This is a genomic window from Streptomyces sp. NPDC036822, from assembly GCF_055609145.1.
Map to the genome: position 1 here is coordinate 459,620 of NZ_JBVJPY010000004.1, position 22,019 is coordinate 481,638.

At 71.9% G+C, this 22,019-nt stretch carries 24 protein-coding genes; 10 read left to right on the top strand and 14 right to left on the bottom strand.

The window, feature by feature from the left end; translation table 11 throughout:
* Positions 1–4: 4 nt before the first annotated feature.
* The 7 genes from ACZ68P_RS12615 to ACZ68P_RS12645 are packed head-to-tail and all read right to left on the bottom strand — an operon-like array spanning position 5 to position 3,729.
* Complete coding sequence (locus tag ACZ68P_RS12615; RefSeq protein WP_471005363.1) at positions 5–223, bottom strand: gas vesicle protein; 219 nt, start codon at positions 221–223, stop codon at positions 5–7.
* Positions 220–1,410 carry a GvpL/GvpF family gas vesicle protein gene (locus ACZ68P_RS12620; protein WP_471005364.1) on the bottom strand — a complete coding sequence of 397 codons (1,191 nt, stop codon included), beginning with the start codon at positions 1,408–1,410 and terminating at the stop codon, positions 220–222. Before ACZ68P_RS12620 ends, ACZ68P_RS12615 begins: the two co-directional genes overlap by 4 nt.
* On the bottom strand, positions 1,407–1,847 hold the full coding sequence (locus ACZ68P_RS12625) for a gas vesicle protein (protein WP_471005365.1): 441 nt from the start codon (positions 1,845–1,847) through the stop codon (positions 1,407–1,409). The genes ACZ68P_RS12620 and ACZ68P_RS12625 overlap by 4 nt, the downstream gene beginning before the upstream one ends.
* Positions 1,848–1,867: 20 nt before the next feature.
* Entirely contained in the window at positions 1,868–2,116 is a 249-nt protein-coding gene (locus ACZ68P_RS12630; protein ID WP_365716077.1) for a gas vesicle protein GvpG, read from the bottom strand.
* A 37-nt stretch (positions 2,117–2,153) separates the two neighbouring features.
* Positions 2,154–2,873: a GvpL/GvpF family gas vesicle protein gene (locus ACZ68P_RS12635; RefSeq protein ID WP_471005369.1), complete on the bottom strand. Its 720-nt coding sequence runs from the start codon at positions 2,871–2,873 to the stop codon at positions 2,154–2,156.
* A 3-nt stretch (positions 2,874–2,876) separates the two neighbouring features.
* Positions 2,877–3,335 (bottom strand): gas vesicle structural protein GvpA, encoded by a 459-nt coding sequence (locus ACZ68P_RS12640; protein ID WP_471005371.1) that lies wholly within the window; start codon positions 3,333–3,335, stop codon positions 2,877–2,879.
* A 28-nt stretch (positions 3,336–3,363) separates the two neighbouring features.
* On the bottom strand, positions 3,364–3,729 hold the full coding sequence (locus ACZ68P_RS12645) for a gas vesicle protein GvpO (RefSeq protein ID WP_471005372.1): 366 nt from the start codon (positions 3,727–3,729) through the stop codon (positions 3,364–3,366).
* A 211-nt stretch (positions 3,730–3,940) separates the two neighbouring features.
* Between ACZ68P_RS12645 and ACZ68P_RS12650 the strand changes: the two genes are divergently transcribed.
* Both ACZ68P_RS12650 and ACZ68P_RS12655 read left to right on the top strand, forming a co-directional pair.
* The gene (locus ACZ68P_RS12650) at positions 3,941–5,053 is read left to right on the top strand and encodes a histone H1-like repetitive region-containing protein (RefSeq protein ID WP_471005374.1); all 1,113 of its coding nucleotides are present in this window, start codon (positions 3,941–3,943) and stop codon (positions 5,051–5,053) included.
* 3 nt (positions 5,054–5,056) lie between these two features.
* A complete protein-coding gene (locus ACZ68P_RS12655; RefSeq protein ID WP_471005375.1) occupies positions 5,057–6,184 on the top strand; it encodes an SRPBCC family protein in 1,128 nt (375 codons plus the stop codon).
* A 91-nt stretch (positions 6,185–6,275) separates the two neighbouring features.
* Here the strand turns inward: ACZ68P_RS12655 and ACZ68P_RS12660 are convergent, their stop codons facing one another.
* Positions 6,276–6,449, bottom strand: a complete 174-nt coding sequence (locus ACZ68P_RS12660; protein WP_471005377.1) for a CsbD family protein — start codon at positions 6,447–6,449, stop codon at positions 6,276–6,278.
* 107 nt (positions 6,450–6,556) lie between these two features.
* Positions 6,557–7,411, bottom strand: coding sequence for a helix-turn-helix domain-containing protein (locus ACZ68P_RS12665; protein ID WP_471005379.1), 855 nt, complete (start codon positions 7,409–7,411; stop codon positions 6,557–6,559).
* Between the two features lie 100 nt (positions 7,412–7,511).
* Between ACZ68P_RS12665 and ACZ68P_RS12670 the strand changes: the two genes are divergently transcribed.
* On the top strand, positions 7,512–8,063 hold the full coding sequence (locus ACZ68P_RS12670) for a YceI family protein (protein WP_471005381.1): 552 nt from the start codon (positions 7,512–7,514) through the stop codon (positions 8,061–8,063).
* A 63-nt stretch (positions 8,064–8,126) separates the two neighbouring features.
* Here the strand turns inward: ACZ68P_RS12670 and ACZ68P_RS12675 are convergent, their stop codons facing one another.
* Both ACZ68P_RS12675 and ACZ68P_RS12680 read right to left on the bottom strand, forming a co-directional pair.
* Positions 8,127–10,523, bottom strand: a complete 2,397-nt coding sequence (locus tag ACZ68P_RS12675) for an ATP-binding cassette domain-containing protein (protein WP_471005382.1) — start codon at positions 10,521–10,523, stop codon at positions 8,127–8,129.
* Between the two features lie 67 nt (positions 10,524–10,590).
* On the bottom strand, positions 10,591–11,610 hold the full coding sequence (locus ACZ68P_RS12680) for an LLM class flavin-dependent oxidoreductase (protein ID WP_471005384.1): 1,020 nt from the start codon (positions 11,608–11,610) through the stop codon (positions 10,591–10,593).
* Between the two features lie 71 nt (positions 11,611–11,681).
* Between ACZ68P_RS12680 and ACZ68P_RS12685 the strand changes: the two genes are divergently transcribed.
* Positions 11,682–12,170 carry a phosphatase domain-containing protein gene (locus ACZ68P_RS12685; protein ID WP_471005385.1) on the top strand — a complete coding sequence of 163 codons (489 nt, stop codon included), beginning with the start codon at positions 11,682–11,684 and terminating at the stop codon, positions 12,168–12,170.
* A gap of 299 nt (positions 12,171–12,469) precedes the next feature.
* Here the strand turns inward: ACZ68P_RS12685 and ACZ68P_RS12690 are convergent, their stop codons facing one another.
* Genes ACZ68P_RS12690 through ACZ68P_RS12700 form a run of 3 tightly spaced genes read right to left on the bottom strand, consistent with a single transcriptional unit; the run spans position 12,470 to position 14,300 of the window.
* Positions 12,470–12,691, bottom strand: coding sequence for a dodecin (locus ACZ68P_RS12690; protein WP_471005386.1), 222 nt, complete (start codon positions 12,689–12,691; stop codon positions 12,470–12,472).
* Positions 12,692–12,716: 25 nt separating this feature from the next.
* Positions 12,717–13,484: a GntR family transcriptional regulator gene (locus tag ACZ68P_RS12695; protein WP_471005387.1), complete on the bottom strand. Its 768-nt coding sequence runs from the start codon at positions 13,482–13,484 to the stop codon at positions 12,717–12,719.
* Positions 13,485–13,520: 36 nt separating this feature from the next.
* Positions 13,521–14,300 carry a GntR family transcriptional regulator gene (locus tag ACZ68P_RS12700; protein WP_471005388.1) on the bottom strand — a complete coding sequence of 260 codons (780 nt, stop codon included), beginning with the start codon at positions 14,298–14,300 and terminating at the stop codon, positions 13,521–13,523.
* 174 nt (positions 14,301–14,474) lie between these two features.
* Here ACZ68P_RS12700 and ACZ68P_RS12705 point away from each other — a divergent pair, with 174 nt between their 5' ends.
* The 6 genes from ACZ68P_RS12705 (at position 14,475) to ACZ68P_RS12730 (ending at position 21,932) form a co-directional block, all read left to right on the top strand.
* Entirely contained in the window at positions 14,475–15,746 is a 1,272-nt protein-coding gene (locus ACZ68P_RS12705) for an extracellular solute-binding protein (RefSeq protein WP_471005389.1), read from the top strand.
* On the top strand, positions 15,743–16,642 hold the full coding sequence (locus ACZ68P_RS12710; RefSeq protein WP_471005390.1) for a carbohydrate ABC transporter permease: 900 nt from the start codon (positions 15,743–15,745) through the stop codon (positions 16,640–16,642). Before ACZ68P_RS12705 ends, ACZ68P_RS12710 begins: the two co-directional genes overlap by 4 nt.
* A complete protein-coding gene (locus ACZ68P_RS12715) occupies positions 16,639–17,472 on the top strand; it encodes a carbohydrate ABC transporter permease (RefSeq protein ID WP_471005392.1) in 834 nt (277 codons plus the stop codon). The genes ACZ68P_RS12710 and ACZ68P_RS12715 overlap by 4 nt, the downstream gene beginning before the upstream one ends.
* A gap of 8 nt (positions 17,473–17,480) precedes the next feature.
* Positions 17,481–18,986, top strand: coding sequence for a beta-N-acetylhexosaminidase (locus ACZ68P_RS12720; protein WP_471005394.1), 1,506 nt, complete (start codon positions 17,481–17,483; stop codon positions 18,984–18,986).
* A complete protein-coding gene (locus ACZ68P_RS12725; protein WP_471005397.1) occupies positions 18,983–20,425 on the top strand; it encodes a cellulose binding domain-containing protein in 1,443 nt (480 codons plus the stop codon). Before ACZ68P_RS12720 ends, ACZ68P_RS12725 begins: the two co-directional genes overlap by 4 nt.
* 259 nt (positions 20,426–20,684) lie before the next feature.
* The gene (locus ACZ68P_RS12730) at positions 20,685–21,932 is read left to right on the top strand and encodes an extracellular solute-binding protein (RefSeq protein ID WP_471005399.1); all 1,248 of its coding nucleotides are present in this window, start codon (positions 20,685–20,687) and stop codon (positions 21,930–21,932) included.
* Positions 21,933–22,019: the final 87 nt, after the last annotated feature.

Here is a 22,019-nt window from a genome sequence, read left to right on the forward strand (position 1 = left end):
CCGTTCACGGCGGTCCACCGTCCCGCACGGCCGTGGGCGGCCCCGTCTCGGAGCCGACCGAGACGATGAGCGCGCGCAGGGAGATCCGGACGAGATCGATGTCGGCGATGGACAGGACGATGTCGCCGGTGATCACCACCCCGCCGGTGAGCAGCCGGTCGAGCAGGTCGATGAGGGCGACCTGGCGTTCGGGGAGCGGTTCACCGCGCTCGGGAAGGGTCATGACGCGGACCGCCGGGTGTCGGGGGCCTCGTGGGGGGCGCCTGGCGAGGAGCCGGGCCGGTCGGGTGACCCGAGGGGCTCGTGGCGGACGCCTGGCGGGGAGACGGGCTCCCCGGACGGGCCCGGGGCCTCGGCCCCGGGGGCCTCTTGGGGCGGGTACCCCGTCTCGTCGGGCGGGCCTTCGGCCTCGTCGGCCTCGTCGGGCGGCGTGACGAAGGAGTAGGGGGCCCACGGCCCCGTCACGTCGACGCGGACCTCCGGGAAGTCCCGGGCCGCTCGCGCCACCGCCGTGCGAAACGCCTCCGTCAGCGCGTCCGGCACCAGGTAGGCGTCGTTGAGGACGTTCTCCTCGGGACCGGTCAGCGCTCCGCGCTGCACCGCGTGGCGCACGCGCTGGGAGGCGTGCGCTGCCGCCGCGGCCTCGATGGCCTCCGCCGCGCGTCGTGCCTGGTCGTAGGCGGCCTCCTGGGCGTGGTGCTGGGCCTTGCGGCGCTGGAGGTAGGCCTTGCCGGGGGACTGCGCCGGCGTCTGCGCGGCGGGCTCGGCGCCGGGCCGGGGCGTGCCGGACCGCAGGAGGTACATCTTCACCCCGAACTCGGTGTGGGCCTCCAGCCGGGCCAGCCGCTCGGCGAACGCCTCGCGCCGCCTGGCGAGCGCCTGCCCGGCCCGGCCGTCGTCCTGATAGACGGTGGCCATCCGCAGGGGCAGGACGGTCGCGTGGGCGGCGAGGGCCTGGACGACGTCGTGATGGGCGCGCGCGACGCTTTCGAGCCACTCCAGGTCCTCGAAGTGGTCCTTCAGCGCCGCCTCGTCGAAGTCACGGCGCGGCACGGGGCTGACGACGAAGACGACGGACCCCGGACGGTCCGACGCGCCGGTCTCGTCGGTGTCGTCCACGAGGGCCTCGTCCGGGATCGACTCCGCCCGGCCGGTACCGGCAACGCCCGTCATGCCGGACGCGTCGGTCTCGTCGGTGTCGTCCACGAGGGCCTCGTCCAGGATCCCCTCCGCCGGTCCGTGGCCGCCCGAGAGCGGGTCGCCCGTCGCCTTCGAAGGGGCCGGCTCGTACAGGAGCCGGACGGGCGCCCCGAGGACCCCGGTGACGCCCGCGAGGGCCTCGTGCGGTGCCTGCGCCCGGCGGACGACGGCGTACACGTAGGTCAGGGTCTCCTCGGCGGTGCTCGTCATGGGCGCCGCCGTCCGCCGGGACCGCCCGCCTCGTCGTCCGGGTGGTCGGTGGGCAGGTCGTACAGCGCGCCGGCGGCGCGACCGCCGGCCTCTCCCTCGCCGACCGCGTCGCGCCGGAGGGACTCCAGCTCGGCGCGCAGGCGCCGGTTCTCCTGCTCCAGCGGGCTGCCGGTGTGGCGGCTGGAGAGCGAGGGGTCGTACTCCCACCAGTCGATCCCCATCTCCTTCGCCTTGTCCACCGAGGCGATCAGGATGCGGAGCTTGATCGTGAGAAGTTCGATGTCGAGCAGGTTGATGCGGATGTCGCCGGCGATCACGATGCCCTTGTCCAGGACACGTTCCAGGATGTCGGCAAGGCTGGACGAGGTGTTCTGGCCGTACGGCGCGGCGGCCCGGGACGTGAAGGAGCCGGGTCGGCTCGGTAGGGGATCGGTCACGGTGGCGCCTCATCTCCTGGTCACGGCAGTCGCTGCCGGAATTCGTCGATCTCCGCCAGGCGGTCGAGCAGTTCGTCCTCGCGGAGGTCGAACGTCTCCTGGTCGATCTCCCCGTTCACCAGCAGGCGTTCGAGCTCCGCGAGCTCACGCCAGACGGGCGCGGGGTCGTAGTACTCGTCCTCGGCCGCGTCGACCACGCGCTGTGCGGTCCACATCACGGCCCGCACCGGTTCGACGGGCAGCGTCAGCAGCCGGGTGAGCAGTCCCATGGCGGTCCTCCTCCCTTTCTCCGGCGACGGCCGGCGGTCACTGCACGAAGCTGTAGGGGGGCAGGGGCCCGTGGAAGCGGAGGTCGACGCCGCCGTCGATCTCGCGGGCCAGATTGCCCTCGGCCGTCAGGAGGTCGTTCTCGCGGTCCTGAGGCACCAGGAGGGAGAGGTTGAGGAACTCGCTGCCCGACGGCGGGCGGGAGAGGTGTTCCCGCGCGAAGGGGAGCAGCGCCTGGACGAGGCCGTCCGCCAGGGTCTGCTGACGCACCTCGACCTCGCGGGCGACGAGCTCGCCGAGGGCCATGGGCAGCTGCGGGTCCTGATCACCGGACCGGATCCGGGCGTTGAGGTCCCGGGCCTCGGGCGAGTCCTCCAGGATCTGGCGCAGGAGGGGCTCCTCGTCCTGCTGAGAGGCCCTCACATGGTGTTCGGCGCAGCCTTCAAGGCGCTCCAGCGTGGCGAGGTAGGCGGCGGCGTTCTCCTCGAGGGCCTGTCGTACGGCGTCCTCGTCGGGCGCGATGTAGCCGAACTGCAGGGGGAGGACGGTGCCGTAGGCCATCAGGCGATCCTGCACCTCCTGGTGCGCGGCGAGGTCCCGGCGTTTGGGGCGCACCTCCTCCGTGACGTCACTGACGACGGCGCTGAGCTCCCCGACGGTGACGCTTCTGAGCGGGGCCGCGTGGGAACCCACTCCCGTCATCCCGTCCAGGCGCCTGGAATGACTCGTGGCGGTGATCGAGTACACGTACAGCGCCATCGGTCACTCCTTCTCTCGCCGTACCGGTCGTCGGGCGGGGCGCCGCTTCCGGGCGGGGGCCTCTTCCTCGACCTCTTCCTCCTCGGCGTCCCGTGCCTTGGACGAGCCGCCGGTCAGGGAGTCGGAGACGGCTTCGACGGCGCCGCTGAGCGCACCCTTGGACTTGCCGCGGGCGCCGCCTTCCATCATCCCGCCGACCACCTCGGGCAGTTGGGCGGGCGCCTTGCGGCCGGCTTCGAGGTCGAGCCGGTTGCAGGCCTCGGCGAAGCGCAGGTAGGTGTCGACACTGGCGACCACGATCCGTGCGTCGATCTTCAGGATCTCGATGCCCACCAAAGAGACCCGGATGAAGACGTCGATGACCAGACCACGATCGAGAATGAGCTCGAGGACGTCGTAGAGGCTGCTGCTGCCGCCTCCGCCTCTGGATACGGTGCTGCCGCTCTGCGGCACCATGGTCATGGCGCCTCCTTCCGCGGCCGGCTCTGTCTCAGGCCGACCGGTCGATCGTTCCTCGGCTGTAGCGACGGGTGCGTTCGTAGGAGATCAGCTCCCCCTCCTCGTCCAGGGCGACGCGGTAGCTGGCCATGACGCTGGTGCTGTCCGGGACGCGCTCCAGCTCCATCACCTCCACCTGCGCCTCCCAGCCCTCGTCCGTCGGCTTGAGTGAGGACACCGAGTCGGGCGGTCTACCCAGCAGCTCGGAGAGCTGTACGGCCGCCGAGCGCATGGCGGAGGCGGCGTTCGGGACGCCCGCACGGCGCCGGGGTGTACTGCGCCGGGACGGCTTCCTGTGCTGCTCTTCGTCGTCGCCCCGCGGGGGGACCCGTCGTGAGCGAGGCGTTTCTGCAGCCATATGCACTCCCATGGGGGAAAGGCACTCTAGAACCTAGAATGTCACTTATTAGGGACATAAGTCTTGTGGTGGGGGTAGCTGCTGAGTGACGGCAGCCCGAGCGGGACCGTTTCGCCGCCGCTGCGCGAAGCGCCCGTGGGCCACCGGTGAGGACGGTCCCAGCGGGCGGTGCCAGAGGGCCCGCCGACGCCCTGGCGAAGGGGATGAGCTCATGCAGGACATGAACAAGATCGCGCTCGCGGCCGCGGTGGCCGGGGGTTACCTCCTCGGACGCACCAAGAAAGGACGTCTGGCCTTCACCGCGGCGACTTATCTCGCCGGCCGCCGCTTCGGGCTCGAGCCCGGGCAGCTGATGAAGGAAGGCCTCTCCAGAGTGAAGGAGATGCCGCAGTTCGCCGACCTCGGTGACCAGCTGCGCGGCGAAGCCCTGGAAGCCGGCAAGAAGGCCGTGACCGCGGCGGCCAACCGCAAGCTCGCCGACTTCGCGGACTCACTGCACGAGCGCACTCTGGAGCTCACCCGCCCCGATGGGGGCCGTGAGGACGAGGACGCGGAAGAGGAAGAGGAAGAAGAGCCCTACGAGGACGAGGAAGCGGAGGGCTACGCCGCCGAGGACGAGGGTGAGGACGAGGACCGGGGCCCGGAGGGCGAAGAGGAGGAGGAAGAGGAGCCCTACGAGGACGAGGAGGAAGAGGAGGAAGAGGAGGAAGAGGAGCCGGAAGCGCCGCGAGGCGAGGAGGAAGAGGACGAGGAGGAAGAAGAGGAAGAGGAGGAAGAGGAGGAAGAGGAGCCGGAAGCGCCGCGAGGTGAGGAGGAAGAGGACGAGGAGGAAGAAGAGGAAGAGGAAGAGGAAGAAGAGGCCCCTCCGCTGCGCCGACGCGCCCGCTCGTCCACCCGCAAGGACACGGGTAAGGCCGCCGCCGGCTCCGGCCAACGGCCGCGCGCCGCACGGCAGTCCGCAGCCGAGAAGGCGCCGGCGAAGAAGCCGGCGAGCCGCAAGCCCGCGGCGAAGGAGGCGCCCGCCAGGAAGAGCGCGGCCTCCAAGCCCGCCGCCAAGAAGACCGCGGCCAAGGCGCCGAGTAAGAAGGCGGCCGGCGGGACGACGTCACGCACGTCCGCCGCGAAGAAGACGGCCGCGAAGAAGACGGCGGAGAAGAAGGCGCCCGCGAAGAAGACGGCCGCCAAGAAGGCTCCGGCGAAGAAGGCGCCCGCCAGGAAGGCGCCGGCGAAGAAGGCGCCGGCCAAGAAGGCCACGGGCCGGGGCCCGGCCCGAAAGACAGCCGCCAAGAAGACGGCGGCCCGCAAGCCGTCAGGGCGGAGGTAGGCCATGGCAACGACAGACCGAGACGGCGGCAAGGGTACGTCGGGCGTGGACCGGCTGCTCGGCGAACTGACCGGATACCTCTCGACCCAGGCGGAGCAGCTGGCGGGCAAGGCGACCGACAAACTGGGGGATCTCACGCACCAGCTGACCGACGTGGCCGAGAACGGGGGGAAGCTGTCGGACGTCGCCGGAATCGGTGGACGGATGATGAAGGGCGACTCGCCGCTGAAGGCCATGGCGGGACAGAAGCTGGGTGACATGAAGGACAAGGTCACCGGACTGTTCAAGGGCGGGGGCAAGGGTAAGGGCCGTAAGAGCGGCGGGAAGGCCGTCAACATCGTCGAGGTGCTCGACGTCGGACTGCCGCTGCGGACCGTGTACGACCACTGGACGCAGTACGAGAAGTTCAGCAGCTTCGCCAAGGGTGTGCGCGACGCGTCGCGCGACGACGACAACAAGAGCGACTGGAAGGTGAAGGTCGGTCCTTCAACCCGTGGCTGGAAGGCGACCACCCAGGAGCAGGTGCCCGACGACCGCATCGTATGGACCTCCGAGGGGGCCAAGGGGACCACGCGCGGCTGCGTCTCGTTCCATGAGCTGGCGCCGTCGCTGACCCGGGTCGTCCTCGTCGTCGAGTACCTCCCCTCAGGCTTCTTCGAGAAGACCGGCAACCTGTGGCGTGCGCAGGGCCGTCGCCTCCGTCTGGACTTCAAGAACTTCCAGCGGTACGTCTCCCTCACCACCGACGAACCCGACGGCTGGCGCGGTGAGATCAGGGACGGCGAAGTGGTCCGGAGTCATGAGGACGCCATCGAGGAGGAGGAGCAGGAACAAGAGCAGGAGCAGGGCGAGGGTGAGGACGAGGGCGAGGAGGGCGAGTACCCGGAGGAAGAGACGGACGAGTACGAGGACGAGGATCAGGAGAGCCCCGAGTACGACGAGGAGCCCGAGGGAGAGGGCGCGGAGGGCGAGGAAGAAGACGGATACGAGGACGAGTACCCGGAGGACGAGGGCGAAGGCGAGGAGGAGGAAGAGGACGAGGAAGAGGAAGAAGACGAGGACGAGGACGAGGACGAGGACGAGGACGAGGACGAGGAGGACACCGCCCCGCGGCGCCGCAGGCGCGGGTAGCTCCGCGCCGGGCGTGCGGAAGGGTCGGCAGGGATGACCTGCCGACCCTTTGTGCCGATCGCGTCGCCGCAGCGGACGCGAGCCGCGACCGTCAGTGCTTCAGCGCGTCCTTCGCCTTGGCGGCGGCCTGCTTGGCGTCGCCGGCCATCTGCTCGCGCTGACCCTTCATCTCCAGGGTCTCGTTCCCGACGGCCCTGCCGGTCTTCTCCTTCATCTTGCCTTTGGTCGTCTTCGCCGCGTTCTTGGTCTTCTTGCCTGCGCCCATGCCTCTCACCTCTGCACCCTCGGCCCCGTTGTGTCTACCGCACCCCTACCCCGAGCGCATATAAACATACCTTTCGGGCAAAACGGGCAAAAGGTGGAGAGGGCTGATCAGCCGCCGACCGCCCGCAGCGTGCCGGGACGGCGCCCCACCAGACGGTCGAGTGCCGTGGAGGTCCGCTCGTCGGCGGGGAGGTGCACCACCATGTGCTGCCCGTCCGCCTCCGACAGTTCCAGCACTTCGTACTCCAGGCACAGCTCGCCGACCTCGGGATGGGCCAGACGTTCCCTCCCCGACCGGGCCCGCAGCAGCCCCGCGGCCTTCAGCCGGTCCGAGAACGCCGCCCCGGCGGTGATCGTCAACTCCCGCGCCAGCTCCGCCACGTGCGGATCGGACCCCGTGAGCCCGTAGTACAGCGCGGCCACCTGCTGGTCGGCGACCCGGTCCCAGTCCGGGTACGCCACACGGGCCCGGGGATCGGTGAAGAGGTACCGGAGCAGGCTCGGCGGATCGCCGTCGAGCAGCCCCAGCGGGCCCGTGAGCCGCGCGTACCCCTCCGTGTGCGCGACGATCTCGCCCAGGACGTTCACCACCGCCGCCGGCGTCGGCCCGAGCCGGTCGAGCAGGGCCCGCACCGGCGGCCGCACCCCGCGCGCCGGGCTCGGCACCATCGAGCACATGTGCTGCCCGCCCCCCGACTTCACGAGGCGCCGCAGGTGGAGGCGGGCGTCCAGCGGGAGGCGCAGGGCGTCGCTGAGCGCGCCCAGGACCTGCGGCGAGGGGTTGCGGTCCCGCCCCTGTTCAAGCCGGGCCAGGTATTCGACGCTGATCCCGGCGAGCATCGCCAGCTCCGCCCGCCGCAGACCCGGCGTGCGCCGCCGCGGCCCGGTCGGCAGTCCGGCCTCGGCCGGGGTCAGCACCTCGCGGCGGGCGCGCAGGAACGCCCCCAGTTCGTTGTCGCTCACCGCCTGATCGTACGAGCGGGGCGGGCGCGGAGGGTGGCCCTGTCACTACCAGCCTCGGCCGGGCCTTCCTCCCGTCGCCGCCGGGCGGCAGCGTGGAGCCATGACCACCGAATCGCAGAACACCACCACTGCGCTCCCGCTCGTCTCCGGCCGCTGGGCCTTCGACCCGCTGCACTCCTCCGTCGGCTTCACCATCCGCCACCTCGGCATCTCCAAGGTCCGCGGCCGCTTCAACGACCTCCAGGCGGAGCTGGTCGTCGGCGACTCGCCGGAGGACTCCTCGATCACCGCGACCGTCGCGCTCGCCTCGATCGACACCGGCAACGCGGACCGCGACGCGCACGTCCGCGCCTCCGACCTCCTCGACGTGGAGAAGCGGCCGACGATGACGTTCCGTTCGACCCGCATCAGCGGGGCGGGCGAGGAGTGGACGCTGGCGGGCGAGCTGACCATCGGCGAGGTCACCCGGCCGATCACCTTCGACGTGGAGTTCGGCGGCGTCGTGGACGTCCCCGTGGACGGCAGCAGGCACGCCGGGTTCGACGCCACCGGTGAGTTCCGCCGCAGCGACTTCGGCCTCGACTTCGCGCCCGGCTTCCTCGGCGACGTCGTCAAGGTCGACCTGGAGGTCCAGTTCGTCGAACCCCGGTGACCCTCCGCCCCTCGGTGCGCCGGGCCCGAGCGGGCGCACCGGCCGGCGACGAGGAGCGCGGGATCAGGAGTCGAGCCGGGCCGCCAGATACCGGGCGGTCCGGCCGGCCGTCGCCCGCGCCACCTCGGCGGGCGGGCCCTCGGCCACGATCCGGCCGCCCTCGCCGCCACCGCCGGGACCCAGGTCGATCACCCAGTCCGCCGTGGCCACCACGTCCATGTCGTGCTCCACCACGACGACCGTGTGGCCGGCGTCGACCAGTCCGTGGAGCTGGCGCATCAGGACCTCGACGTCGGCCGGGTGGAGGCCGGTCGTCGGCTCGTCCAGGACGTAGAGGGTGTGACCGCGCCGGGGCCTTTGCAGTTCCGCCGCGAGCTTGATCCGCTGTGCCTCGCCCCCGGACAGCTCGGTCGCGGGCTGGCCGAGCCGCAGATAGCCCAGGCCGACGTCGAGAAGGGTCCGCAGGCTCCGCTCCGCGGCAGGCGTGCCGGCGAAGAACCCGGCGGCGGCCTCGACCGTCAGGTCGAGGACCTCGGCGATGGTGTGCCCGCGCAGCCGCACCTCCAGGGTCTCCGGGTTGTAGCGCGCCCCGTGGCAGTCCGGGCAGGGGGCGTACGTGCTCGGCAGGAAGAGCAGCTCTACCGAGACGAAGCCCTCGCCCTGGCAGGTCTCACAGCGGCCCCCGGGGACGTTGAAGGAGAACCTCCCCGCTTTGTACCCCCGTCGCCCGGCCTCCTCGGTGGCCGTGAAGAGCTTGCGCACGACGTCGAACAGGCCCGTGTACGTGGCGAGGTTGGAGCGAGGCGTCCGTCCGATCGGCTTCTGGTCGACCGTCACCAGGCGTCCGACACCGGCGATCTCCTCCGACAGGGCGCCCACCAGTGTCGACTTTCCCGACCCCGAGACGCCGGTCACCGCCGTCAGCACCCCGACCGGGAAGGAGACGTCCAGACCGGTGAGGTTGTGCCGGGTGACCGGCCCGGTCCGCAGCTGCCCGCGCGGGACCCGCACCGCCCGCTCGGCCGGCGGAACCCGGTCGAACAGGAACCGGCGGGTCGCCGACTCCTCGACCCGGGCCAGCCCCTGCGGCGGGCCGCAGTGCAGGACCCTGCCGCCGTGCACGCCGGCACGGGGGCCGACGTCGACGAGCCAGTCGGCGTGCCGTACGACGTCGAGGTGGTGCTCGACCACGAAGACCGAGTTCCCGGCCGCCTTGAGCCGGTCGAGGACCTCCAGGAGCGCCTCCGTGTCGGCCGGGTGCAGACCCGCCGACGGTTCGTCGAGGACGTACACCACTCCGAACAGGCCCGACCGCAATTGGGTCGCGAGGCGCAGCCGTTGCAGCTCGCCGCTGGACAGGGACGGTGCCGTGCGGTCCAGGCTCAGATACCCCAGGCCCAGCTCGGTCACCGTCCGGATCCGTGCGAGGAGGTCCGCGACGAGGACGTGCCCGGGCTCGGCCCCGGAACCGGTCCCGCTCCCCTTGGCCCCGGCTCCGGTCCCGGCGTCGGCCGACTCGGCCAGGAGCGCGGCCAGGGCGGTGAGCGGAAGGGCGGCCAGTTCGGCGATCGTCCGTCCCACGAAGGTCACCGCGAGCGCCTCCGGCCGTAGCCTGCTCCCCCCGCACGCCGGGCAGGGCGCGGCGCTCAGGAACCGCTCCGCCCTGGCGCGCAGCGTCGCGCTCTTCGAGTCGGCGAACGTGTGCATCACATAGCGCCGGGCGCTCATGTACGTCCCTTGGTACGGGCGTTGGATGCGCCCCGCCTCCCGTACCGGATGAACCGTGACGACCGGCTGCTCGTCGGTGAAGAGGATCCACTCCCGGTCCTCGGCGGCCAGCTCGCGCCACGGCCGGTCGATGTCGTGACCGAGGGTGTCCAGTACGTCGCGCAGGTTCTTGCCCTGCCAGGCCCCCGGCCAGGCGGCGATCGCCCCGTCGCGGATCGACAGCTCGGGGTCGGGCACCAGCAGCTCCTCGCTGGTGCGGTGGACCAGGCCGAGGCCGTAGCACTCGGGGCACGCTCCCACGGCGGTGTTCGGCGAGAACGCGTCCGAGTCCAGGCGCGCGGCCCCCGGGGGGTAGCTGCCCGCGCGGGAGAACAGCATCCGCAAGGAGTTCGACAGGGTGGTCACCGTGCCGACGGAGGACCGGGCGTTCGGCGAGGACCGGCGCTGCTCCAGCGAGACCGCGGGCGGAAGACCGGTGATCTCGCCCACCTTCGGAGCGCCCACCTGGTGGATCAGCCGCCGGGCGTAGGGCGCGACCGACTCGAAGTAGCGTCGCTGCGCCTCGGCGTAGATCGTCCCGAAGGCGAGCGAGGACTTGCCGGAGCCGGACACGCCCGTGAAGACGGTGATCGCGTCGCGCGGGATGTCGACGTCGACGCCGGCGAGATTGTGTTCACGTGCGCCCCGCACGCGGACGTACGGATCCGGAGCGGCCTGGGACGAGTCGGGCATCCTCCGATCCTAGGGGCCTGCTTCCGATCCTGCCGGGGTCGCGGCGGCTGATCGACAAGGCACCCTCCTAGGTGTCCGCCCTGGTCAGGCCCGCCAGGCGGGCGAGCCGGCGGTACGAGTCGTGCAGCGCCCCCCGGTCGTACGTACTGGTCGTCACCAGCACCTCCTGCGCGCCGGTCTCCTTCACCACCTCTGCGAGCTCCTCCCGGACCTGCTCCTCCGTGCCGTGGACGTGCCCCCTGAGCCCGGACTCGAAGAAGTCGCGCTGCCTGTCGGTCATCGCCGTCTCCTCGATCCGCTCCACCGGCGACAGCGGCGGAAAGACGCCCCGCGTGCGGGAGTACGCGGCGGACCAGGCCTCCGGGACCAGCAGCCGCCGGGCCTCCTCCTCGGTCGCGGCCACCACCACCGTGCCCGCGACGACGACGTACGGCTCGTCCGCCCACGCGGAGGGCCGAAAGTGGGACCGATAGGTGTCGACGGCCGCCAGCAGCCGCTCCCGGCCGCGCAGATCGCCGACGACCAGCGGCAGGCCCGCCTCCGCGGCGATCGAGGCGCCCCCGCCGGTCGCCAGGACGAACGGCGGGACCTTCAGCCCTTCGGCGGGCCGTGCGTGCACCTGGGGGTGGGTGGTCTGGGCCCCCGTGAACCAGTCGAGCAGTTCGTCGAGCTGCTCCCCGAACCGCTCGGCGTCGTCCTTGTCCCGTCCCAGCGCCCGCCGGATCCCGTCCGTGAAGCCGACCGAGCGCCCGAGACCCATGTCGATCCGGCCGGGGAAGAGGGACTCCAGGACGCCGAACTGTTCGGCGACGACCATCGGCTGGTGGTTGGGGAGCATCACCCCGCCCGTCCCCACCCGGATCCGCGAGGTCGCACCGGCCACGGCGGCGGCCAGGACGGTGGGCGCCGAGCCCGCCACCCCCGGCACGCTGTGGTGCTCGGACACCCAGAAGCGGTGGTAGCCGAGGGCTTCCGCCTCCCGCGCCAGGCGGACGGTGGCGCGCAGCGCCTCGCCGCCGTCCTCGCCCTCCCGGGTCCGGGAGCGGTCGAGAACGGAGAGGCGCACGCCGTCGAGTGAAGTGGTCACGCCCGCTTCAACGCCTCCTCGCCGCGAGGATTCCCGCCGGGCCGTTCCGGACACGCCCTAGGGTGGCCGGTGTGACAGGCAACTCCAGGCCCCTGGCCGTCTTCGACCTCGACAACACGCTCTCCGGCACGGCTCACCGCCAGCACTTCCTGGAGAGCCGGCCCCGCGACTGGGCCGGCTTCTTCGCCGCGGCGCCCGAGGACCCGCCACTGGAACAGGGCGTGGCGCTGTGCCGGAAGGCCGCCGAGGAGTGCGAGATCGTCTACCTCACCGGGCGTCCCGAGCGCTGCCGCAAGGACACGGTCGCGTGGCTGGCCGCCCAGGAGCTGCCGGAGGGGCCGATCCACATGCGGCGTGACAGCGACCGGCGCCCGGCGCGTCTGACCAAGCTGGAGATCCTGCGGCGGCTCGGCCGCGACCGCGAGGTCCGGATGCTCGTCGACGACGACGAGCTGGTCTGCGAGGCGGCCGAACGCGCGGGCTTCCGCGTCGTCCGCGCCCTCTGGGCCGACCCGTCGGCGGAGCTGAAGGAGGCCCAGGAGCGGGAAGGCCGCACCTGACCGGGCCGCCCGGGGGCGGATCCCGTCGGCCCCTGCTGCCCGGACCCGTCGCCGAGGCGCCCGCACCCGCAGGCGCCTCACGGAACGCCCGGCTCGACCTGGTCGGAGGTGAGGGCACCGCCCGCGCCTCACCGGACCGCGGGCCGCGCCCGGCCGAAGGCGAGCGCACCGGCCGCTCCTCGCCGCCCCCGCCCGCACCCGGCCCAAAGTGAGCGCACCCGCCGCTCCTCGGCGGACCGCCCGCGCCTCACCGGACCCCGGCCGGCCTCCCGGCCGCACCCGACCCGCGGGCGTCCCCCTCACGCCTCGGTGTCGTCCTCCAGGCGGAAGCCGACCTTCAGGCCCACCTGGTAGTGCTCGATCGCCCCGTCGACGAGGTGACCGCGGACCTGCGTCACCTCGAACCAGTCGAGAGACCGCAGCGTCTGCCCGGCGCGCTCGATGCCGTTGCGGATGGCCTGGTCGACCCCCTCCGTGGAGGTGCCGACGATCTCGGTGACGCGATAGGTGTGGTTCGACATGGGGGCCGAACTCCTCTCCGTGGGGTCACTCCACCGTGCCCCACCACGCCCCGCTCCGCGACACGTCGCCGGGCCCCGGGTGATCGGACGTGGCGTCCCCCAGGGCGAGGCGGGTGACGATGCGGTAGCGGTCGCCCCGGTAGAGCGAGCGGACGTACTCCACCGGCCGGCCGTCCGTCCCCGAGGTGATCCGGTCGAAGAGCAGCGCGGGCGAGAGGACGGGAACATCGAGGACCGCGGCCTCCTCCTCGCTCAGCACGGTCGGCTCGATCGACTGGACCGCGTGCGCCGGCCGGATGCCCCGCTTCTCCCGCAGATGGGCGTAGAAGCCGTCCTCCATGTCGGCCGCGGTCAGTCCGGGGACCAGTTCGGCCGGGACGTGCAGGTGCTCCAGCGCGATCGGAGCGCCGTCGGCGTGGCGCAGCCGGGTCACGTACGCCAGCTCCGCCGCCGGGGAGACCTTCAGCTTGCGGCCGACGCGCGCGCCCGCCCGTACCGTGCGCAGGGAGAGGACCGTGCTCGTCCAGCTGCCCCGGCTCGGGGGAGCGCCCACCGTGTGGTTCCCCGCCACCAGCTCCTGGGTGATCTTCGCCGGGGCGACGAACATGCCGCGGCCGTGCTCGCGGACGAGCAGGCCCGTGGCGACGAGTTCGTCGACGGCCGCGCGCAGGGTGGGGCGGGAGACGCCGAGCGAGGCGCACAGCGTGCGTTCGGAGGGGATGGCGTCGCCCGGACGGCGGCCGTCGATCACGGTCAGCAGATGCTCCCGTACCCGTTCCCGCTTGAGCTCCATCGCCCGCCTCCCCGGCCCCGCCGTCCCCGACGCGGGTCAGTATGCCGGTCCGTAGGCGTCCCCCTGGGTGGAGGAGGTCACGAGGCCGTCGCGGGTGAAGTCGAGCCGGGAGACGAAGCGGTAGCGGTCGCCCCGGTAGACGGAGTGGACGTACTCGACGGGGCGGCCCGAGGTGTCGAGGGTGAGGCGTTCGATCAGCAGGGCGGGGGAGAGGACGGGGACGTCGAGGACGGCCGCCTCCGCCTCGCTGACGACGGTGGGCTCGATGGACTGGGTCGCCTCCTGAACGTGGATCCGGTGATGCTCCCGCAGGTGGTCGTAGAGATCCCCCGACTCCAGCTCCTCCGGGGTGAGCGCGGCCGAGACCAGGTCGGCCGGGATGTGCAGGTGCTCGATGGCCATCGGGGAGCCGTCGACCAGGCGGAGGCGGGCGACGTAGAGCAGCGCGGCGGCGGGTGAGAGGCGCAGCCTGCGGCCGATGCGGGCACCGGCCTGGATGGTCGCGGATTCCAGGACGGTGCTGGACCAGCTGCCCGAGGCGCGCGGGACGGCGAAGGCCGTCTCTTCCGGGGCAAGTTGCTGGGTGATTTTCGCCGGGGCGACGAACATGCCGCGGCCGTGCTCGCGGACGAGCAGTCCCGTGGCGACGAGTTCGTCCACCGCCCCGCGCAGGGTGGGGCGCGAGACGCCGAGCGAGGCGCAGAGCGTGCGCTCGGAGGGGATCGGGTCGCCGGGGCCGCCCGCCTCGATCAGGCCCAGCAGGTGCTCCCGTACCCGCTCCCTCTTCAGCACCCCGCTGGAGGAGCCGTCCTTCATGCCACTCTCCCTGACTGGTCAACTGGTAAAGCGCATACTAGTCCGCTCTGTTGAGCCTCGTCTTGGTGAACACCACACGTTTTTCAAGGGGTTGACGGCTCAATTGGTCCATGCCACCTTCGGGTCACGCAGCTGACCACTTGACCAATTGGTCAACCATTCATCGAGGTGCTCGTGAAGACTCGTTCCCTCGCCGGCCGCGTCGCCCTCGCGACGACCCTTGCTCTCACCGTCACGGCCACCGCCGCGGCCTGCGGCTCGGCGGACGACCCGGCGGCCTCCGGCGGGCCGGAGAAGGTCACCGTGTGGATCATGAAGGACAGCGTCACCGACGCCTTCCTCGAACGGTTCCGCACCGACTTCGAAGCACGGAACAAGAACATCGACCTGGACATCCAGATCCAGGAGTGGGACGGCATCGGCGAGAAGGTCACCGCCGCCCTCGCCAGCAAGGACGCCCCCGACGTCATCGAGGTCGGCAACACCCAGGTCGCGCAGTACGCGGCGAGCGGCGGCGTCCGCGATCTCAGCGACAAGGTCGCCGAGCTGAACGGCGCCGACTGGCTGCCCGGCCTCGCCGAACCCGGCAAGGTCGACGGCAAGCAGTACGGCATCCCCTGGTACGCCGCCAACCGGGTCGTGATCTACCACAAGGACCACTTCGCGAAGGCCGGCGTCACCACCCCGCCCAGATCCCAGGCCGAGTGGCTCGCCGTCACCGAGAAGCTCGACACGGGCACCACCCAGGGCATCTACCTCCCTGGCCAGAACTGGTACGCCCTCTCCGGCTTCGTCTGGGAGGAGGGCGGCGACCTCGCCGTCCGGGACGGGGCGGGCTGGAAGGGGGCGCTCGACACCCCCGAGGCCCTCGCCGGCATGGACTTCTACCGCCGGCTCCAGGCCCTCGGCAAGGGCCCCAAGGACTCGGACGAGGCGAAACCCCCGCAGGCCGACGTGTTCGCCAAGGGCGACGTCGCCCAGATCATCGCCGTACCCGGCGGCGCGAAGATCGTCGAAGAGGCCAACCCGGCGCTCAAGGGCAAGCTCGGGTTCTTCCCCATCCCCGGCAAGACGGCCGGCAAGCCCGGCGCGGTCTTCACCGGCGGCTCCGACCTCATCGTCCCCGAGGCGTCGACCCATCCCGACGCCGCCTACCAGGTCGTCAAGGCGCTGGCCGGCGAGACGTGGCAGACGGACATGGCCAGGACCATGAGCTACGTCCCCAACCGCACCTCGCTCGCCCGCGTCATCCAGGACGACGAGGGCACGGCGGCGATGGCCGCCGGAGCCGCCCAGGGCCGCGCGACGCCCAACTCCCCGAACTGGGCCGCCGTCGAGGCCACCAACCCCGTCAAGCAGTACATGACCGCCGTCCTCACCGGCACCGATCCGGCACGGGCCGCCAGGACCGCGTCGGAGAGCATCACCAAGACCCTCGGCTCGTGAGGCGGCCGCGAGGGCGGACCCTCTGGCCCTACCTCCTCGTCGCACCCACCGTCGTCGGCGGCGTCCTGCTCCTGGGCTACCCCCTCGTCCGCAACCTGCTGATCTCCCTCCAGCACTACGGCATGGGCGAGCTCATCCGCGGCGACGCCCCCTTCGTGGGCCTCGACAACTACCGGACGGTGCTCACCGACCCCGAGTTCTGGGACGTCGTCCGGCGCACCGTCTGGTGGACCCTGATCAACGTCGTGCTCATCATGGTGATCGGCACGCTGGTCGCCCTGATGACACAGCGGCTCGGCCGACGCATGCGGATCCTGGTGACCAGCGGACTCGTCCTCGCCTGGGCCAGCCCGGTCATCGCCACCACCACCGTCTTCCAGTGGCTCTTCGCCTCACGGCTCGGCGTGGTCAACTGGGCGCTCGTCCGCCTCGGGTTCACGTCCTTCGAGGGCTACTCCTGGCTCGCCGACGGCACCGCCGCGTTCACCGTCCTCGTGCTGCTCGTCGTCTGGCAGTCGGTGCCCTTCGTCGCCATCACCCTGCACGCGGCCCTGCTGACCGTCCCCGAGGAGCTGTACGAGTCGGCCCGCCTCGACGGGGCCGGCGCCTGGCGGACCTTCCGCTCGGTCACCCTGCCCCTCCTGCGGCCGATCTTCGCGCTCGTGCTCTGCCTCGAAGTGATCTGGGTCTTCCGGTGCTTCGCCCAGATCTGGGCGGTCACCAAGGGAGGGCCGGGGGAGGCGACGACCACCCTGCCCGTCTACGCCTACCGGGTCGCCCAGTCCCTGCACCGCTACGACCTCGGCTCCGCCGTCTCCACGCTCACCGTGCTCCTCCTGGTCGCGGTCCTCCTCGCCTACTTCCGCCAGCTGCTCCGACAGGAGGCCGACCGGTGACCCCGCGAGCGCTGCGCCGCCTGCCCCTGAACACCGCCGCGTCGATCGTCTTCGTCCTGGCCGTCTTCCCCGTCTACTGGATGGTCCTCACGGCCTTCAAGCCCACCGCCGACATCCAGGCCGAGACCCCCGTCCTGCTGCCCACCTCCCTCACCCTCGAACACTTCTCCCACGCCGTACGGGCCGACGGCTTCTGGATCTTCTGGCGCAACAGCCTCCTCGTCACCGTCGGCTGCGTCCTGCTCGCCCTGGTGGTGGCCCTCGGCGCCGCGTTCGCCGTGGCGCGGATGCGCTGGCGCGGCCGACGCGCCTTCGTCCTCATGGTCTTCATCGCCCAGGTGGCGCCCTGGGAAGCGCTGTTGATCCCGATGTACGTCATCGCACGGGACGCGGACCTGCTCGACCGGCTCGCGACCCTGACCCTGATCTACTTCATGATCACCCTGCCCTTCACCGTGGTCACCCTGCGCTCCTTCCTGGCCGGCATCCCCGCCGAACTCGAAGAGGCCGCCCAGGTCGACGGCTGCACCCGCGCCGCCGCCTTCCGGCGCGTCACCTTCCCCCTCCTCGCCCCCGGCCTGCTCGCCACCTCGCTGTTCGGCTTCATCACCGCCTGGAACGAGTTCGCCTTCGCCAACATGCTCATCATCAAGAACCAGGACGACCGCACCCTGCCCGTCTGGCTCTCCTCCTTCTCCAACGTCTTCGGCACCGACTGGGGCGCCACCATGGCCGCCTCCACCCTCTTCGCCCTGCCCGTCCTCGTCCTCTTCCTGGTCCTGCAGGGTCGGGTCGCCGCCGGCATGACCGGCGGAGCCGTGAAGGGATAGCGAGCCCCATGCCCATGCCCCGACTGATCCCCCAGCCCTCCCAGCTCACCCCGCTCCCCGGCCGCTTCGTCTTCGGACCGGCCACGGCGGTGAAGCCCGCCCCCGGCGCCGAAGCGGCCGCCACGCTGCTGCGCACCCTGCTCCGCCCCGCCACCGGACTGCCGCTTCCCCAACGGCCGGACGGAACGGTCGTCCTCGCCCTCGACCCCGCGCTCACCGGACTCGGCGACGAGGGCTACGGCCTCACCGTGGGCAGCGGAGGCGTCCTGCTGCGCGCCGCCCGCCCGGAGGGGCTGTTCGCCGGTGTCCAGACACTCCGTCAGCTCCTCCCCGCGGAAGCGCTCTCCGACGGTCCCGTCCCCGGCGTCGAGTGGTCCGTCCCCTGTGTGCAGATCACCGACCGCCCCCGCTTCCCCTGGCGGGGGGCCATGCTCGACGTCTCCCGGCACTTCCGCCCCGTGGCCTTCCTGCGGCGCTACGTCGACCTCCTCGCCCTCCACAAGCTCAACGTCCTCCACCTCCACCTCACCGACGACCAGGGCTGGCGCATGCCGGTCGCGACCTATCCCCGGCTCACCGAGATCGGGGGCCTGCCCCACGGCGGCGCCTACACCCGCGGCGAACTCGCCGACCTGGTGCGCCACGCGGCCGGGCGGGGCGTCACCGTCGTCCCCGAGATCGAGATGCCCGGCCATGTGCGGGCCGCCCTGGCCGCCTATCCCCACCTCGGCAACCGGCCGGACCGCCCCCTCGACGTCTGGGACCGGTGGGGGGTGTGCGACACCGTGCTCGGCGTCCACGACGAGGTCCTCGACTTCTGCCGCACCGTCCTGGACGAGGTCATGGACGTCTTCCCCTCGCCCCACGTCCACGTCGGCGGCGAGGAGTGCCCCACCGCCGAATGGCACGCCTCCCCGGCGGCCCGCCGCCGCGCCGCCGACGAAGGGCTCGCGGGACCGGACGCCCTGCACGGCTGGTTCATGGACCGGATCGGCCGCCACCTCGTCGACGCCGGACGCCACCCCGTCGGCTGGACGGAGACCGGCGCCGACCTCCCCGCGTACTTCACCGTGATGCCCTGGCGCGACACCGCGCACGGACGCACCGCCGCCCGGCGCGGCCACCGGGTGGTCATGGCCCCCCACCGCACCACCTACCTCGACTACCCCCAGTCGGCCCGCCTCGACGAGCCCCCCGGCCAGCCCGGTGCCGTGGTCGACCTGCGCGCCGTCCACGGCACCGACCCGGCGCCCCGGGACTGGAGCCCCGAGGAGACGGCCCGGGTGCTCGGCACCCAGGCGCAGCTGTGGACGGAGTACGTCCCCACCGCCGCGCACGCCGAGTACCTCACCTTCCCCCGGCTCTGCGCCCTGGCGGAGACGGCCTGGAGCGGCCGGCACGACTGGTCCGGCTTCCGGGACCGCCTGCGTCACCACCTGACCCGGCTCGACACCCTCGGGGTGCCGCGCCGCCTTTCCCCCACCCCCACCGTCCAAGGAAGGGAACTCCCATGAGCCACCCGACGAACGGCAGGAGCCTGCGGATCCGCGCCGCGCTCGCCGCCGCCACCGTCACCGGCCTCGGCGCCACCGTCCTGACCGCCCTCCCGGCCGCCGCGGCCGGCGAACCCGTCACCGTGCAGTACCGCCAGAGCGCCACCGGAAGCGACCAGGCCGAACCCTGGTTCAAGGTGGTCAACACCGGCTCGTCCGCCGTGGCCCTGAGCCAGGTGAAGGTGCGCTACTACTTCAAGGCCGAGGCGGGAGCCTCGTACACCTACGCCTGCTCCTGGGCCGTGAAGGGCTGCGCCCACCTCACCGGCACCTTCGGCACCCTGGCGAACCCGACCGCCACCGCCGACCGCTACCTCGAGGTCGGCTTCACCGCGGGGGCCGGCACCCTGGCGCCCGGCGCGGACACCGGGGACATGCAGCTGCGCTTCCACCGCTCCAACTGGCAGCCGCTGAACCAGAGCGACGACTACTCCTTCGGCCCCGCCCAGACGACGTACGCGAACTGGTCGAAGGTGACCGCCACCGTCGGCGGGGCGCACGTCTGGGGCACCGCCCCCGCCGGCAACCAGCCGACCCCGGACCCGACGGACCCGACCCCCACCCCGACCGACCCGACCACGCCGCCGACCGGCGCCGCGCTCTTCGACGACTTCGACTACACCGCCCACACCGACCCGGCGATCGCCGCCCACGGCTGGAGCGTGCGCTCCAACTCCGGCGGCCCCGGGGTGCCCGGGGCCACCTGGGCCCCGGAGAACGTCACCTTCGCCAAGGAGGGCGCCAACTCCCTCATGAACCTGAGGACGTCGACGGCGGGCACCGGCGAGTCGACCCGCCACACCGAGATCCTCACCCGCTCCTCGAAGTTCAGGAACGGCACCTACGCGGCGCGGGTCCGCTTCTCCGACGCGCCGCTCTCCGGCCCGGACGGCGACCGTATCGTCCAGACCTTCTTCACCATCAACGACCTCAAGGCGCCGATGGCGGACGACTACGCCGAGTACGACTTCGAGTACCTGCCCAACGGCGGCTGGGGCGAGCCCGCCAACATCCTCTACACGACCTCCTGGGAGACCTACCGGCCCGATCCCTGGGAGGCGGTCAACCAGCACTCCGAGGACCGGACGAGCTACGCCGGCTGGCACGACCTCGTGGTGACCATCGACAACCAGGCGATCGTCTACTACGTGGACGGCCGGGAGTTCGGCCGGCACGACGCCCGCTACCTCCCCGAACGCCCGATGTCGATCAACTTCAACCAGTGGCTGATCGACCTGGCGGGCCAGACCTCGACCACCCCGCGCGCCTACGACCAGAAGGTCGACTACGTCCTGCACGTGAAGGACCAGGTGCTGACCCCGGCACAGGTCGCCGCCAAGGTCGCCGCCTACCGGTCGGCGGGCACCACCTTCGAGGACTCCGTGCCGGCCGTTCCGTAGGCCGTCACCGGCCCGGGCCGCTCCGCGTCGGCGGACGCGGAGCGGCCCGGGGCGGACCTTCCCGGGGGCCGGAACCCGCCCGTCTCTCCTGGGGAGTGTCCGGCGTACCCGCCCGGAGCGGGATCGTCCAGGACTTGACCGCCTGGTTGGTCCAGACCAGAATCCAGGCCATACCCGCGCGAACACCGCGTTCGTCCCCCCACGACGGGTCAGCTCCCCATGCCGCACTCCATGTCATGGAACGCAGAAGGTGACCTACGTGAAGAACCGCTCTCTCGCCTGCCCGCTGGCCGCCGCGACCGCCCTCACGCTCGCGGGCTGCGGGCTCATGCCCGGCGGCGACCAGGACCGCACGGTGAGCGTCTGGCTGATGCGGGACAGCGTCAGCGAGGACTTCCTCGAGCGCTTCACCGCCGCCTACGAGTCCGAGCACCAGGGCGTGAGACTGAGATTCACGATCCAGGAGTGGACCGGCATCGGCAAGAAGGTCACCGAGGCCCTCCAGGGCGGCGGCGGCCCGGACGTCATCGAGGTCGGCAACACCCAGGTCGCCCAGTACGCGGACACCGACAAGCTCTACGACCTGACCCTGGAGTCCGTGCGCGACCTCGGCGGCGAGAAGTGGCTGCCCGGCCTCGCCGAGCCCGGCCGCATCGGGGGATCCCAGTACGGCATCCCCTGGTACGCGGCCAACCGGGTCGTGATCTACCACAAGGACCTCTTCGCGGCGGCCGGCATCACCGAGCCGCCCGCCACCCGTGAGGAGTGGCTCGACGACACCGGCAAGCTCAACCGGGACGGCTCCCAGGGCATCTACCTCGCCGGCCAGGACTGGTACACGCTGGCCGGCTTCATCTGGGACGAGGGCGGCGAACTCGCCGTCGACAAGGGCGGCGAGTGGGCCGGTGCCCTGGACAGCCCGGCGGCGCTGCGCGGCATGGACTTCTACAAGGACCTGCAGTCCCTCGGCTCGGGCCCGAAGAACGCGGACGAGCAGACCCCGCCCCAGGCCGAGGTCTTCGCCAAGGGCGACGTCGCCCAGATCATCGCCACCCCCAGCGCCGTCTCGGCCATCACCAAGGCGAACCCGGGACTGAAGGACAAGCTCGGCTTCTTCCCGATACCCGGCAAGAAGGCCGGGCAGCCCTGCGCGGTCTTCACCGGCGGATCCGACCTCATCATCCCGGAGAACGCCCCCGAGCGGACCGCCGCCCTCGACGTCGTGAAGGCCCTGGCCGGCGAGAAGTGGCAGGCCGAACTCGCCCGGGCCATGAACTACGTGCCCAACAAGACCACGCTCTCCTCCGTCGTCGAGGGCCAGGAGGCCACCGCCGTCATGGCCGTCGGAGCGGCCCGCGGCCGGGCCACCCCCAACTCCCCCCAATGGGCCGACGTCGAGGCCGCCAATCCGATCAAGCCCTACATGTCGGCGGTCCTCCTCGGCGACGATCCGAAGGCGGCGGCGAAGCATGCCTCGGAACAGATCACCCAGGCGCTCGCCGAATAGCATTCAGCGCCTCCACACCCGCGAGCCCCCGAACGGACACGTCGAATCCAGCCGGTCACGGGAGAAGTGAGGAGCCGGACCACCGCC